11 protein-coding genes are annotated in these 14318 nt (G+C 47.4%); 4 read left to right on the top strand and 7 right to left on the bottom strand.

Annotated features, from left to right (window positions below; all coding sequences use genetic code 11):
- Positions 1 to 201: 201 nt before the first annotated feature.
- The 3 genes from SHD_RS16220 to nadK form a co-directional block, all read right to left on the bottom strand.
- Complete coding sequence (locus tag SHD_RS16220) at positions 202 to 3006, bottom strand: FAD-binding and (Fe-S)-binding domain-containing protein (protein WP_039978559.1); 2805 nt, start codon at positions 3004 to 3006, stop codon at positions 202 to 204.
- Between the two features lie 66 nt (positions 3007 to 3072).
- On the bottom strand, positions 3073 to 4716 hold the full coding sequence (locus SHD_RS16215) for an L-lactate permease (protein ID WP_039978558.1): 1644 nt from the start codon (positions 4714 to 4716) through the stop codon (positions 3073 to 3075).
- A gap of 736 nt (positions 4717 to 5452) precedes the next feature.
- Positions 5453 to 6331 (bottom strand): NAD(+) kinase, encoded by an 879-nt coding sequence (gene nadK / locus SHD_RS16210; RefSeq protein WP_023268115.1) that lies wholly within the window; start codon positions 6329 to 6331, stop codon positions 5453 to 5455.
- Positions 6332 to 6430: 99 nt separating this feature from the next.
- Here nadK and grpE point away from each other — a divergent pair, with 99 nt between their 5' ends.
- Entirely contained in the window at positions 6431 to 7051 is a 621-nt protein-coding gene (gene grpE, locus SHD_RS16205; protein WP_039978556.1) for a nucleotide exchange factor GrpE, read from the top strand.
- A gap of 123 nt (positions 7052 to 7174) precedes the next feature.
- On the opposite strand, the gene dxs is transcribed toward grpE, so the two are convergent.
- The 3 genes from dxs to xseB are packed head-to-tail and all read right to left on the bottom strand — an operon-like array spanning position 7175 to position 10188.
- Positions 7175 to 9043, bottom strand: coding sequence for a 1-deoxy-D-xylulose-5-phosphate synthase (dxs, locus tag SHD_RS16200; protein WP_023268113.1), 1869 nt, complete (start codon positions 9041 to 9043; stop codon positions 7175 to 7177).
- Between the two features lie 21 nt (positions 9044 to 9064).
- Positions 9065 to 9946 (bottom strand): (2E,6E)-farnesyl diphosphate synthase, encoded by an 882-nt coding sequence (gene ispA / locus SHD_RS16195; RefSeq protein WP_023268112.1) that lies wholly within the window; start codon positions 9944 to 9946, stop codon positions 9065 to 9067.
- 2 nt (positions 9947 to 9948) lie between these two features.
- Positions 9949 to 10188 (bottom strand): exodeoxyribonuclease VII small subunit, encoded by a 240-nt coding sequence (gene xseB / locus SHD_RS16190; protein WP_011623480.1) that lies wholly within the window; start codon positions 10186 to 10188, stop codon positions 9949 to 9951.
- A 314-nt stretch (positions 10189 to 10502) separates the two neighbouring features.
- On the opposite strand from xseB, the gene pomA reads away from it, so the two are divergent.
- From pomA to thiI, 3 genes are all read left to right on the top strand, one after another.
- Entirely contained in the window at positions 10503 to 11270 is a 768-nt protein-coding gene (gene pomA, locus SHD_RS16185; RefSeq protein WP_039978555.1) for a flagellar motor protein PomA, read from the top strand.
- A gap of 3 nt (positions 11271 to 11273) precedes the next feature.
- Positions 11274 to 12194 (top strand): flagellar motor protein MotB, encoded by a 921-nt coding sequence (locus SHD_RS16180; protein ID WP_023268109.1) that lies wholly within the window; start codon positions 11274 to 11276, stop codon positions 12192 to 12194.
- 193 nt (positions 12195 to 12387) lie between these two features.
- On the top strand, positions 12388 to 13842 hold the full coding sequence (thiI, locus tag SHD_RS16175; RefSeq protein ID WP_023268108.1) for a tRNA uracil 4-sulfurtransferase ThiI: 1455 nt from the start codon (positions 12388 to 12390) through the stop codon (positions 13840 to 13842).
- Between the two features lie 129 nt (positions 13843 to 13971).
- Here the strand turns inward: thiI and SHD_RS16170 are convergent, their stop codons facing one another.
- Positions 13972 to 14205 carry a hypothetical protein gene (locus SHD_RS16170; protein WP_023268107.1) on the bottom strand — a complete coding sequence of 78 codons (234 nt, stop codon included), beginning with the start codon at positions 14203 to 14205 and terminating at the stop codon, positions 13972 to 13974.
- Positions 14206 to 14318: the final 113 nt, after the last annotated feature.

The raw sequence follows: 14318 nt of genomic DNA, 5'->3' as shown, positions 1-14318 counted from the left end.
GTAAATAAGTAGCCCTAATTTAGTAAATGATCTTGTTGATTTTTGCAAAAATGAGAAATTTTTAATGTGTTGATTTTTAAGTTTATATTTTGTTTTTTGCTAGTGAGAAAACTCTGTGGTGGTGGGTGTTTTATTGATAAATGAGAATAGTTTGCTTCTAAAGAAAAACGGGGCTATTTTAAGCCCCGTTTATTCAGCGTGTTAGCGGCTGCACTCTTCGAGCAGATACGCTAAGTGGCGGTAGGAAATGCCACTGTGCTGCGTTAGGCCGACCTCGCACATACGGTTGGCGTAATAGCCTTCCTTAATCTCGACAGGAATGAGCTTTTTAATATTACGCAGGGCGCTGGCGTTGATTTCTGGCTTATACAGGCCTTTTTCTCCGGCGTAACCACAGCAGTCAATGCCCGCAGGTTTGAGCACTTGGCTCGAACAAGCATCGGCAATCGCTTGCATCTTAGGCTCTAACTTCATCTTGCGTGCACTACAACCTAAGTGCAGGGCCAGATTGACCTTTTTGTTGATGGTCAGTTTGTCCAGCAGCTTGTCGTGCATAAACTCAACAAGGTCAGTGATTTGCACCTGAGGGTTACCCGTGAGGGTGCGATAGGTACAAGACAAGGCATCGACTAATACGGGGATTTTGCCGCCATTACTCATCTTGCTGACCACGTCGATAAGCTCTTGGCGTTTGGCGTCGGCGTTTTTAAAGTCGCCCTTAGATTCCCACATTTGGCCGCAGCATAAATCGCGGGTCTTTTCAGGGGTGATCACGTTGTAACCTGCACGCTCAAGCAGAGTGACGACGACTTCTGGCAAGGTGCGATTATCCGGATCCTTAGGTGTTGGGCCAAAGGTACGGCCACCACAGGCTGGGAAGTAAACCACGGTTTCTTGCCCTGCTTTAGCTGGGGACGGTTTAGGCAGTTTGCCACCTTTGGGGAAGTCTGGATTCCAATAGGGCACTTCTTTAGAGAGTAAGCGGCCAGTTTTCATCAGCGCGTTGGTGATACCATCGCCAGTGATTTTATGGATAACCCCAAGTACATCAAAGCCCGTACTGATCACTTGGTTAACGGCGCCGAAGTGTTTGGCTTGGAAATCCAACACTTTTTGCTCAGTGGTGCTGATATATGGGGTGCGCAGTTTACGTACCAACTGACCCATGCTGTTGTCGACAGGGCAGGCGATAGTACAGAGCTGACAAGCCGCGCAGGTATCAATCACATCATACTTGGCATCGGCACGCATTTTCTCGGCGGCGGCTTTATCGCCTGACTGCTCTAAGCGCTCGATTTCACGCAGAGTAGCGATACGTTGACGTGGCGAGAAGTTAAGTGCTGATGTTGGACAGGTTTTTTCGCAGAAGCCACATTCGATACATCTATCAACAAAATCATCGACGACAGGACAGGGTTTGATATTTTTAACGTGGACGTTCGCATCATCGTTAAGAATAACGCCTGGGTTTAAAATACCCTGAGGATCAAACAGTTGTTTGATGTTCTTCATCAAAACATAAGCATCTTGTCCCCATTCTTTTTCAACGAATGGTGCCACTGCACGACCAGTACCATGCTCAGCTTTCATCGAGCCGTTGTACTTGTTAATCACCATATCGGCGATATCGTCCATAAAGGCATGGAAACGGTCAATATCGGCCTGCGTAGTGAAGGCGGGGGTAATGATAAAGTGGAAGTTACCCGCTAGCGCGTGGCCATAAATACAGCCTTCTGGGTAGCCATGTTTATGGAACAGTTCAGTGATATCGTGCGCAGCTGCGGCTAGATGTTCAAGCTCAAAGGCAACGTCTTCGATAATAACTGAGGTTCCCTTTGGACGTTCACCACCAACAATGGGGAAAAGCCCTTTACGCATCGCCCAGTACTTGTCGTAAACTGCGGGATTGGTACTGAATTCCATCGGACGGATGAAGTCAAAACCAGCCAGTTTGGCACTGACATCTTGGGTATAAGCTTCAAGAGTTTGCGCATCATCTGCGCGGGATTCAATCAGTAGAATCGCTGATAGGGCAGGTAGTTCTGACAACCAATCAGGCATGCCTGGCTTGCCGGTTACCGCTTTAATGGATGGCCAGTCGAGGAGCTCTGCCGCAGAAACGCTTTCACCATTAATGAGCGGAATGGCGCGTGCCGCATCTTCCATATTATGGAAGACGGCCATGGCGGAAGCTTTAAATTTAGCTTCATTCACGGTGTGATAAGTGACTTCATTAATGAAAGCTAACGTACCTTCCATCCCGACCATTAGGTGGTTAATAATGTCAAAAGGATCAGTAAAATCGATTAAGGAGTTAATACCGTAGCCTGTGGTATTTTTGATGGAATATTTTTTACGAATGCGTTCGGCTAATACGGTGTTATGGCGCGTTAGGTGGGAGAGCTCGCTCAGATCTTGCAGTAATTTTCCGTGAGTCTTGGCAAACTCAGCCTTAGATTTTTCACAGCCAGTATCGAGTTCTGTGCCATCTGCAAACAACAGTTTTGCCGATGCGATGGTTTGGTAACTGTTTTGTGCTGTACCACAGCACATGCCTGAAGCGTTATTGGCGACAATCCCACCAATTTTTGCAGAAGCGATTGTCGCTGGATCTGGGCCTATTTTGCGATTCAGTGGCGCGAGCACAGCATTGGCGTCTGAACCAATAACGGCGGCACCTAAGGTGATTTGTTTCGCATCGCTACTTACTTCAATCTTTCTAAAACCATCATGGCCAAGGATAAGTAAAATGCCTTCACCAATGGCTTGGCCTGATAAACTGGTTCCTGCCGCTCTAAATGTGACTGGTGCATTATGCTTGCGGGCAACGGCTAAGGTGAGTTTGACCTGTTCTAAGGTTTCTGCGTGGACAACGACTTCGGGGACAATCCTGAAATAGCTGGCATCGGTAGACCAAGCAAAACGGCGGACGGGATCATCCGTCACTGGACGATCACCTAATTGCGTTCTGAGATCATTGATGACCTCTTTGTAGTTAATCGACATAACATCACTCTCTTTATCGTATATAAGAAAGTCGAAGTCACTCGGCGTGACTTCGAACAAGATGGATTAGAAGCCACCCCAAAGTGTTGCGATAGTGCCTGCAAGTAAGGCGTAGCCAAGGGCAACAGGCATAGTTTTACGAATGATTTCAGACTCTCTACCCGCCATACCTACTACAGTTGCAGCGGCAACCACGTTCATCACACACATCATATTACCGGCGTTAGCACCGATACCTTGTAGTGCTAATACCAGTGTATGGTTCATGCCAATGTTGTCGGCCACACTGTATTGTAAGCTGGAGAACATCATGTTTGAGAAGGTCGCTGAACCTGACAGGAAGGCACCAAAAATCCCCACAATAGGTGCCATCCATGCCCAAACCGCGCCCATAGATTGACCTAACATATCGGCTAAGGCGACTGGCATAGACGCAAGGCCTGCACCATTAACACCTGAGTTTAAGAAGATTTTCACCATAGGCACAGATGCACCTAATGAAATGATGGTTGGTAGCATGGACTTACATGAAACGCCTATGGATTGCTTAATTGCAGGGCTTTTCATCTTGAACAGGAAGAAACCTAAGATACACACGGCCACGAAGAAGGCGCCAGGAGCATATAAGGTTGCAAAACTGGCTTTAAGCTCAGTGCCCATTAGGCCTGTCCAGCTGATGTTGAAACTGGATAACCAGGCTTTAAGTGGCGCAACGGTGCGTGAAAGCACTAATAGCGCAGCCATGATGATATAAGGTGTCCAAGCGGCAATTTGTGAGAACTTAGCAGTCGTCTCAATTTTTGCACCTTCTTGGTTATCATTTTCGGCAAAATCATTCCAAGGGGTTTTTGGCAGTAAGTAGCCTTTACGAGCAACAGGGATGACTAAAGCCATACCAATTAATGCGCCGATAACCGATGGGAATTCAGGACCCGCAAGATAGTTGATAATCCATGCTGGAACAGTAAAGGCAAGGCCTGCGAAAATCGCAAATTTCCAAATGGCTAAGCCTTCTTTAAAGGATTTATTGCGGCCAAAGAATCCTGTCAGTATGGTCACCATGACAAGTGGGATTAATGTACCTGTAATTAAGTCGATAGTGATCATATGCATTACGATAAAGCGAGCATAACCAACGTAGCTACCGCCGTGGGCTGCAAATTGCTCAGCAGCCAAGCTAACACCGCCTTGGGTTAAGCCTTGCTCCATACCAAATAGCACGGGTAAACCGATTGCACCGAATGACACACAAGCTGAGTCGGCAATCAAGGCTACAACTGCTGCGGCAACTGGGGGAACGCCCAGTAATACCAGCAGCGGTGCACCAATGGCGGCAGGCGTACCAAAGCCAGCGCTACCTTCAATAAAGGCACCAAATAACCAACAAATAATAATTACTTGAACACGGGCATCGGCACTGATGTTAGTAAAGCCTGCGCGGATGGTATCCATGGCCCCTGAGTATTTCAGGGTATTAAGTAGGAATACCGCGCCGAAGATGATGGTTAATGGAGTGATGGCTGACAGTAGTCCTTCTAGAATGGACGCGGCCATAAGGGTGGTATCCATTTGCCAAATAAATACGGCGGCGATTGCCGTAACTACCATGGAAATGGGCATAGCTTTTGACGCTGGCATTCTCAGTAATACAAGGAAGATCATTACACTGAGCACTGGCGTCAAGCTCGCGAAAAGTTGCAGTATTGTCATGCTTGCCTCTACATAAAGTGGTCTGTCTTATGTTTTATAGGGATCTTATTAGTGTTTAGATGTCGAAACTCACAACGGATAAGTCAGTAGTATTCACTACTAATAATCACTGCCACGACATTCTGTGGTGTGTACTAGACGCTATTCGAGGTTGAACTTATATGATCTAGATCATTTTGGCTGCTATATGAAATGCTAATTTACAGCGCTGCGGGAGGCTTCTCTCATAGGATTTTCCTAACTGTGATCGGTATCACTTCATGGTGGTTTGTTATATTTCTTTTAGTGATACTAGCTGTGCTTTTGGTTTTATTTAGTTATAAAAAAGGCGATATTTACTAAATTAGCTATCAGTATTGCAATTAACTGATCTATTTATTTCATTAATGGGCTATTGATGAATTTTTAAGACAATTTTAAGGTGTGATTCATATCACGCATTTTGTTGCCGTGAGCCAGAATTATTTTTACCGAAATTATTTAATGTATTGATTTTTAAGAAATCATATCATTTTGAACACGGGTTAATTGATGTGATCTAGTTCACGCTAAATGATGGGGTGTGTTTTGGTGTGATAAAGATCACTTAATGAATTTTGAGTTAATCTGAAATTTAATAACGATTAATGAAGGTATTTACAGCACTGTTACGGTTTTATGATTCACCTTTAAACCAGTGTTGCTAATTTAGTTAATGGTAGGTTTTGCATTAACGACAAATGTTTAGTCACAAAACCTAAAATAACTTACTGCCCCAGCCGAGTTTGGTACGCAAAACGTGGAAATAATTATGTCCTTTTGGATGGATAAGCCTGAGTTGCTCTGAACTGCGGCGCACTATGATTTCATCACCGGGCAATACCGCTAAATGCACGTGGCCATCGCAGCTTACTTCTAAATTCTCACCATTTTCAGGGGAAACGACCATCTTAATGGTGCTGCAGGCATCGACCACAATTGGGCGGCACGACAGTGTATGTGGAAACATGGGCACTAAGATTAATGCCTGTAAATTGGGGGTAAGAATGGCGCCACCTGCCGACAGGGCGTAGGCGGTAGACCCTGTCGGCGTTGAGACTATCATGCCGTCAGCGCGCTGGCTGTACATGAATTGATTGTCAATATAGACTTCAAATTCAATCATATGGGCTATTTTACCCGGGTGCAGTACTGCCTCATTCACTGCGGTGTTACTGGCTTTTAGCTGACCATGGCGATAGACTTCGGCCTCGAGTAAAAAGCGGTGCTCGGTATCAAATTCACCATCGAGCACTTTGGCGAGCGCTTCTTCAAAGGCATCGGGTGGTAAATCCGTTAAAAAGCCAAGATTGCCACGGTTTACACCAATCACGCCTACATCGAAGCGTGCCAGCACTCTGGCGGCGCCGAGCATATTGCCATCACCACCTACAACTATGGCTAAATCACAGCGAGCGCCAATCTCTAATAAATCGACCGCGACGATATTGGTCCCTAACTCGCTGGCAACGCGCTCTTCCACGAGGACTTCATATCCTTGCATCGTCAGCCAGTGGTGCAGACGTTTGAGGGTTTGATTTGTCCCTGAGTGGTGCGGCTTGCCAATAAGGCCAATGGTGTGGAACTTTGTGGTCATATTTATGCTAGATCTGGCCTTAGGCCTTGAAACGTCAAAATTGATCCCCATAATATGCCCAGAGTATTTAGAAACAAAGCATTTTTAGCTGGAGTGAAAATGAGCAACGAGTCGATTAAAGCAGAACAGGATCTGATCCAAGAGGGTGTAGAGTCTGAAGTTTCTACCGAAGAAGCGAGTCTGATTGATGAGCTTACCCAAGCCAATTTCCGTATTGAAGAGCTGGAACAGTTACTCGCTGACGCTTTGGCGAAAGTTGAAGAGCAAAAAGATTCAGTTATCCGTGCTGCTGCCGAAGTAGACAACATTCGCCGCCGTGCCGCGATGGATGTGGAAAAGGCGAACAAATTTGCCTTGGAAAAATTCGCCAACGAATTACTGCCAGTGTTAGACAATATGGAACGTGCGCTGCAAGGTACTAATCCGCAGGATGAAACCACCAAAGCGATTTACGAAGGTGTTGAGCTTACGCAAAAGAGCTTCTTGACCGCCGTGGCTAAGTTTGGGGTAAAACCTATCGATCCACAGGGTCAAGCCTTCAATCCTGATCAACATCAAGCCATTGGTATGCAGCCAAGCGCTGAGTATCCAGCCAATACTGTGATGTTAGTGATGCAAAAGGGTTATGAGCTAAACAGCCGTTTACTGCGTCCTGCCATGGTGATGGTGTCACAGGGTGGCCCTAGCCAAGAATCTGCTTCGATCAATATTGAAGCCTAAGCGAGCGCGCTGAGCATTAAGTAATAAAAAGGACTGCAGATGCAGTCCTTTTTAGTTTGAGATTTTTATTTAAGCTAATCAGCAACTTACTTTATCATTTACAGGGAGCAAGCTCCCTTCACCTTAATTGGCGAGATAGGCATTAATTTGCGCTAACATACCTTCGGCATCGAGTTGTAAATCATGGGTCACTTCTTCAGGAGAGCCATGTTTAATAAACTCATCGGGTAGGCCGATTTGCAGTACAGGTTTAGGCATTTTAAGCTTTTGCAGCAGTTCTAATACACCAGAGCCTGCGCCGCCCATAATGGCGTTTTCTTCCACTGTCACGAGCACATCGTGGGTTTGCGCCATCTCTTTAACTAAATCCACATCTAAGGGCTTCACAAAGCGCATATCGACAACGGTGGCGTCTAAGCTTTCTGCGGCGGTTAAGGCTGCGGCTAAGGTGGTACCAAAGTTCAGCATGGCGATACGTTTGCCTAAACGCTTAATCACGCCTTTACCAATAGGCAGCGCCGTCATGGCTTCTACCTGAGTCGCGCCTGTGGCGCTGCCCCTTGGATAACGCACCGCGCTCGGGCCTGCATCATAGCAATAACCGGTATAGAGCATTTGGCGACATTCATTTTCATCCGATGGCGCCATGATCACCATATTTGGGATGCAGCGCATAAAGCTTAAATCGAATGCCCCTTGGTGGGTTGGGCCGTCGGCACCGACGATACCGCCACGGTCAATGGCGAACAATACCGGTAAACGCTGAAGCGCCACATCGTGGATTAGCTGGTCATAGCCCCGTTGCAGGAAGGTCGAGTAAATGGCGACCACAGGCTTATAGCCTTCACAGGCAAACCCTGCGCCTAAGGTCACCGCATGTTGCTCGGCAATAGCGGCATCGAAATACTGTTTCGGAAAACGCTGTGAAAACTCCACCATGCCCGAACCTTCACGCATGGCAGGCGTAATCCCTAAGACTTTTTCATCCTGCTCAGCGATATCACATAACCATTTGCCAAACACTTGTGAGAATGTTGGCAGTCCTGGCTTAGTCGCTGGCTTCTTAAACTGCGATGGGTCAAATTTAGGTACCGCGTGCCAACCGATAGGATCTTTCTCGGCTGGCTCATAGCCACGACCTTTTTTGGTCATGATGTGCAGCACTTGTGGCCCCTTGAGATTGCGCATATTGCGCAAGGTTTCCACTAGGGCTTCGACATCGTGGCCATCAATGGGGCCGATATAGTTAAAGCCTAACTCTTCAAACAGAGTGCCAGGTACAACCATGCCCTTGAGGTGCTCTTCGGTGCGCTTGGCCATCTCTTTGATGACCGGCATGCCTTTGAGTACTTTTTTGCTGCTTTCACGAATGGTGGTGTAGAGACGGCCCGACATCAACTGCGCTAAGTGATTGTTGAGCGCGCCGACGTTTTCTGAAATCGACATTTCGTTATCGTTCAGCACCATCAGCATATCGTTGTGCAAATCACCCGCGTGATTCATGGCCTCGAACACCATACCGCCCGTCATGGCGCCATCGCCAATTACGGCGACCACTTTGCGACCTGCCTGTTCTTTTTCGGCTGCAACGGCCATGGCTAATGCGGCACTGATAGATGTGCCTGAATGCCCCACGCTAAAGGTGTCGTATTCACTTTCTTCCCGCCAAGGGAAAGGGTGTAAGCCGTTCTTTTGCCTAATGGTGTGCATTCTGTCGCGGCGACCGGTGAGGATTTTATGGGGATAGGCTTGGTGGCCAACGTCCCAAATCAAACGGTCAAACGGGGTGTTATAGACATAATGCAGGGCAACAGTCAGTTCGACTGTGCCGAGTCCAGAGGCAAAATGTCCGCTGGACATGCCAACGGACTTAAGAAGAAACTCCCGCAACTCATCGGCCAATTGAGGTAACAGGGCCTGAGGAAGCTGGCGGAGTTCATTAGGAGTGTTGGCCTGAGCCAACACGGGAAACTGTGAAATGTCCAAACTCATAGCGAGATACTTCGTCTCTTATTATATTCTTCGCTCAATGATATAGCGGGCGAAGTCTGCAATTAACTGGCTATTGTATGGCAATTTAGCCAGCGCTGATAGTGCCTCTTGGATCAGTTGCGCGGCGGTGTCTTTGGCGCCTTGCAGTCCAAGTAGTTGCGGAAAAGTACTCTTATTTGATTCAGCATCAGAGCCTTGGGGTTTGCCGAGTTCTTCCGTGGTGGCAATGATGTCCAGAATATCGTCTTGCACTTGGAAGGCAAGTCCTACCGCATGGGCAAATTCCATCATAGTCTGATATTCATCTTTTGGCGCATTGGCGGCAATCAGTGCTAACTCAACGGCGCAGCTGATAAGGGCGCCCGTTTTCATATTATGCAGTTGAGTTAAGGCCTTAAGGTCGATGAGCTTATCGGTTGAGGCTAAGTCAATCGCTTGGCCGCCACACATACCACGGTAACCCGAGGCTTTCGCCAGCGCTCTCACCATGGCGATATGCTGCTCGCTGCTGATCCCTGGCACAGCTTCGGTCACAATTTCAAAGGCTAAGGTTTGCAAGGCATCCCCAGCAAGTATAGCGGTCGCTTCATCGAAGGCGATATGCACTGTGGGTTGACCACGGCGAAGGTCGTCATCGTCCATGGCGGGTAAATCGTCATGGATTAACGAATAAGCATGAATACACTCAATGGCGGCGGCGCAGGCGTCGAGCTTTTCAAGCGGCACGCCAAACATTTGCCCCACACCGTAAACCAAGAAAGGACGAATACGCTTACCGCCTAACAGCGCGCCGTGGGTCATGGCGGCCTTTAATTGCGGTGCTGTGTCTTCGAGTGTACTGAAACGTTGTTTTAATTGGTCATCAACCCGTAGTTGATATTCTTTTATTGCATTGACTAACACGCTTATTCGCCCTCAACGGCATAGGGAGATAGGGGCGCATTTTCATCCTGCTTGAGTAAAATGGCCACTTTTTGCTGAGCTTGCTCGAGTTTTGCTTGGCTGTTACGCACTAGATTGATGCCACGTTCAAATTGTTTTAACGCATCATCCAGAGAGACATCGCCCTGTTCTAATTCGGCAACGATGCGCTCGAGTTCACCAAGGGATTCTTCAAAACTGAGATTTTCGGGTTTCTTCGCCACGTTAATAATTCCTTTGAAAGAGCGGACACAAGGTATATCAGGGCGGCCCAAGGGTCAAATTCAGTCGACGGATATTTGCTCGATAGCACGCTTTGTTGCTGAATTTTTTTCAGAAAATTGAAATTGCCGCTAAACTTGCTTAGTGCTTGTCCGATAAAAGACAATAATAGCATTATGCTTATAATCATCCTTCGACATCATAAAATAAGACTTGAGTTAAGACCAAAGTGTGAACCTGCTGCGGGTGACATTTAGTGTTATTTTGCGAATAGAGTCAGTATGATGTCGTTTATACCGAATATTGAGGAGCCGTTGTGGATTTAGCTACAGTTATAGGACTAGTCGGGGGCTTTGGTTTTATCCTTTGGGCTATGATGACCAGCGGCGGCCTGGCAATCTTTATCGACGTTCCCTCAGTGTTTATCGTGTTCGGTGGTTCATTTTTCGTCGTAATGATGAAATTCAATCTGAAACAGTTTTTGAGTGCGGTAAAAATCGCCGTCAAAGCCTTTATGTTTAAGATTGATAAGCCAGAAGACCTCATTGAGCAATCTGTTACTATGGCCGATGCCGCCCGTAAAGGCGGATTCCTAGCCCTCGAAGAAGCGCAAATTTCCAATAGTTTTATGCAAAAAGCCGTCGATATGTTGGTCGACGGTCACGATGGTGAAGTGGTGCGCGCCGCGCTTGAAAAAGACATAGCCCTTACCGAAGAGCGCCATCGCAACGGTATTGCGATTTTTAGGGCCTTTGGTGACGTTGGCCCTGCGATGGGGATGATTGGTACCTTAGTGGGCTTGGTGGCCATGTTATCCAACATGTCAGATCCTAAATCGATTGGTCCTTCGATGGCGGTGGCCTTGTTAACGACGCTGTACGGCGCCGTGGTTGCTAACATGGTGGCTATTCCTATTGCCGATAAATTGAGCTTGCGTATGGGCGAAGAGATGCTTAACCGCAATCTGATTATGGATGCGGTATTAGCCATTCAAGATGGCCAAAATCCGCGGGTGATTGAAGGTTTCTTAAAAAATTATCTTGCTGAAAAACAGCGGAAAATCGATACAACGGACGGAGAGTAGCCCATGGCTAAGTGCAACTGTCCACCGCCCGGAGCGCCGCTCTGGTTGGCAACATTTGCCGATTTGATGTCCCTCTTGATGTGTTTCTTCGTGCTGCTGCTGTCATTCTCCGAAATGGACGTGATGAAATTTAAGCAGATTGCAGGCTCGATGAAGTATGCTTTCGGGGTACAAAATAAGGTCGAAGTCAAAGATATTCCTAAGGGGACGTCTGTGATTGCGTTGGAGTTTCGTCCTGGTCGTCCCGATCCCACGCCAATTGAGATCATCAACCAACAAACCAACGAAATGACCGAACCCACGTTGGATTTCCAAGCGGGTGAAGACGATAGCGCGGGGGGGACTCAGCAGCAAAATGGTTCGCAGCGGGGCGGTGAAGCCTCGGCTACGGCCCAAGAAACTGCGGATGCGGTTAAAGCTGAAGCCGCGGCGGCGCAGGATAAAATTAATCAACAAGTGAAAAAAATGGCGCAGGAGCTCAATAAAGAGATCACTGATGGCGCCATTGAAATCGAGTCACTTGGGCAGCAAATCATTATCCGTATTCGTGAAAAGGGGTCATTTGCGTCTGGTTCGGGGTTCCTGCAACCGCGATTTAAACCTGTGGTGCGCTCGGTCGGCGAATTGCTAAAAGATGTGCCGGGGATTATCACTGTTTCAGGTTACACCGATGATATGCAGATAAGTGATGAGCTCTACAGTTCGAACTGGGATCTCTCGAGCAAACGCGCAGTGGCGGTGGCCGATGTGCTGCTGCAAGTGAAGGGCTTCGATCCCAAGCGGATGAAAGTAGTCGGGATGGCGTCGAATAATCCCATCGTGCCTAATGACTCACCTGAAAACCGCGCGCGAAATCGCCGCGTTGAGATTGCTATTGAGCAGGGTAAGGCAAAAGAATCTCAGGAAATTCAAGTAGGGAATTAGCGTTAAGCTTGAATAAAACGCCGTGAATGTTTCACGGCGTTTTTCTATGTGATTTTTTTGACTTGTGCATAAGCGCACGCCACCAGCAGTCCGTGTGTGGAAACAGGTGCGCCAATCGCCGTGAGTTTGTTATAATCCGGCGATTATTCTTTTAACCAATTTTGCTGTTTACAAAATTGCCCGCGGAAATCCCATGAAGTTTATTGTAAAGCTGTACCCAGAAATCATGATGAAGAGCAAGCCCGTGCGCATGCGCTTCACCAAAATGCTTGAAACCAACATCCGTAACGTGCTCAAAAAAGTTGATGAAGATGCCAAAGTGCAACGTCAATGGGACCGTATTTGGGTAAAGGTGCCAAATGATAAACCTGAATTAGCTCAGGCCTTTGGTGAGCGTTTAGCCTGTATTCCTGGGATTGCCCATGTGGTGCAAGTGGATGAATACAGCTTTACCTCAGTCGACGATATCTACCAGCAAGTCTTACCCGTTTACCGTGATCAAATTGCCGGTAAAACCTTCTGTGTGCGCGTCAAACGCACTGGCTCACACGATTTTAACTCTATCGAAGTCGAGCGTTATGTCGGTGGTGGCTTAAACCAATTTACCGATGCGATTGGCGTGCGTTTGAAGAACCCAGAAGTGACAGTTAACCTCGAAATCGAGGGTGATAAACTGTATATGGTGACTAAGCGTATCGAAGGCTTAGGCGGCTTCCCTATGGCGACGCAGGAAGATGTATTGTCCTTGATTTCGGGCGGTTTTGACTCAGGCGTGTCGAGCTACCAATTTATTAAGAAGGGCGCTCGTACCCATTACTGCTTCTTCAACCTCGGTGGCGCGCAGCATGAAATTGGCGTGAAACAAGTCGCTTACCATTTGTGGAAAACCTATGGTGAATCCCACAAGGTGAAGTTTGTGTCTGTGCCGTTCGAGCCTGTGGTGGCCGAGATTTTAGAGAAAATCGACAACGGTCAAATGGGCGTGGTGCTCAAGCGTATGATGATGCGCACCGCGGCGCGTATTGCTGAACGTATGGGCATTCAGGCGATTGTGACTGGTGAGAGTTTAGGCCAAGTATCGAGCCAAACCTTAACTAACTTGAACGTGATTGACCGCTGCACCGATATGCTGATCCTGCGCCCGCTGATCGCCATGGACAAGCAGGATATCATCAACGAATGCCGCCGTATCGGCACCGAAGATTTTGCTAAATCTATGCCCGAATATTGCGGCGTGATTTCGCAAAAGCCAACCGTGAAGGCGGTACTGGCCAAGATTGAGGCTGAGGAGACCAAATTCTCTGAGGACTTGATTGACCGTATCGTTGAGCAGGCCGTGGCCATTGATATCAGGGAGATAGCAGAACAAATGAATACGCGTATCACTGAAACTGAAACCGTTGTTGCTATCGACACCAATGAAGTGGTGATTGATATTCGCGCCCCAGAGGAAGAAGAGAACAAGCCGCTGGAGATTGAAGGCGTGGAAATCAAGCGCATTCCTTTCTTCAAATTAGCGACTCAATTTGCCGATCTCGATAAGCAGAAGACTTACCTGTTGTACTGCGAGCGTGGGGTGATGAGTAAATTACAGGCGCTATACCTGATTGAGCAAGGTTATCACAATGTTAAGGTTTACCGCCCTTAAGCGATAGCCAGTAAAACGCGAGCTAAGGCCAAACATCAACTTTGGCCTTAATACGCCGATTCGCAGGTAAACGAATACAAAAAAGCCGCATTGGAATGCGGCTTTTATTTTACGGATAAGCAGTGCAATTTATTCGGTCTTGACCACTTGCTGGGCCGGTAACATTTCATCGGCAAGCAATAAGGTAGGATCCTGCAGCGCTTCTTCATGCATTTTTTCCATCGTCGCAGTCAGTTCAGCATTGATGCTTGCCTGTAAATCACTGGTGTCGATGATAATTTCTGCATCGATAACATTTGCGCTGACATTGGCACTGAGTGCGCTGACTAACACTAATGCAAAAGCAGATTTTAAATTGAACATAGTCGCCTCCGGGCTGACAAAGTATTGCTGTCAGACATTCCCATCACCCGTTCGAGATTGTCCAACTCATGTGTTTCGTTGGCGCAAAATTTAATCAAAAACGCTGGCCTTTA

The sequence above is a fragment of the Shewanella decolorationis S12 genome (assembly GCF_000485795.1).
Classification (GTDB): Bacteria; Pseudomonadota; Gammaproteobacteria; order Enterobacterales; family Shewanellaceae; genus Shewanella; species Shewanella decolorationis.
Note: the sequence above shows the minus strand (reverse complement) of the source record. Positions and strands in the feature narration are given on the sequence as shown.

Coding starts and splice junctions, on each gene's coding strand:
- SHD_RS16220 (WP_039978559.1), bottom strand. CDS start 3,006: ATGTCGATTAACTACAAAGAGGTCATCAATGATCTCAGAACGCAATTA.
- SHD_RS16180 (WP_023268109.1), top strand. CDS start 11,274: ATGGCTAAGTGCAACTGTCCACCGCCCGGAGCGCCGCTCTGGTTGGCA.
- dxs (WP_023268113.1), bottom strand. CDS start 9,043: ATGAGTTTGGACATTTCACAGTTTCCCGTGTTGGCTCAGGCCAACACT.
- grpE (WP_039978556.1), top strand. CDS start 6,431: ATGAGCAACGAGTCGATTAAAGCAGAACAGGATCTGATCCAAGAGGGT.
- nadK (WP_023268115.1), bottom strand. CDS start 6,331: ATGACCACAAAGTTCCACACCATTGGCCTTATTGGCAAGCCGCACCAC.
- SHD_RS16170 (WP_023268107.1), bottom strand. CDS start 14,205: ATGTTCAATTTAAAATCTGCTTTTGCATTAGTGTTAGTCAGCGCACTC.
- SHD_RS16215 (WP_039978558.1), bottom strand. CDS start 4,716: ATGACAATACTGCAACTTTTCGCGAGCTTGACGCCAGTGCTCAGTGTA.
- thiI (WP_023268108.1), top strand. CDS start 12,388: ATGAAGTTTATTGTAAAGCTGTACCCAGAAATCATGATGAAGAGCAAG.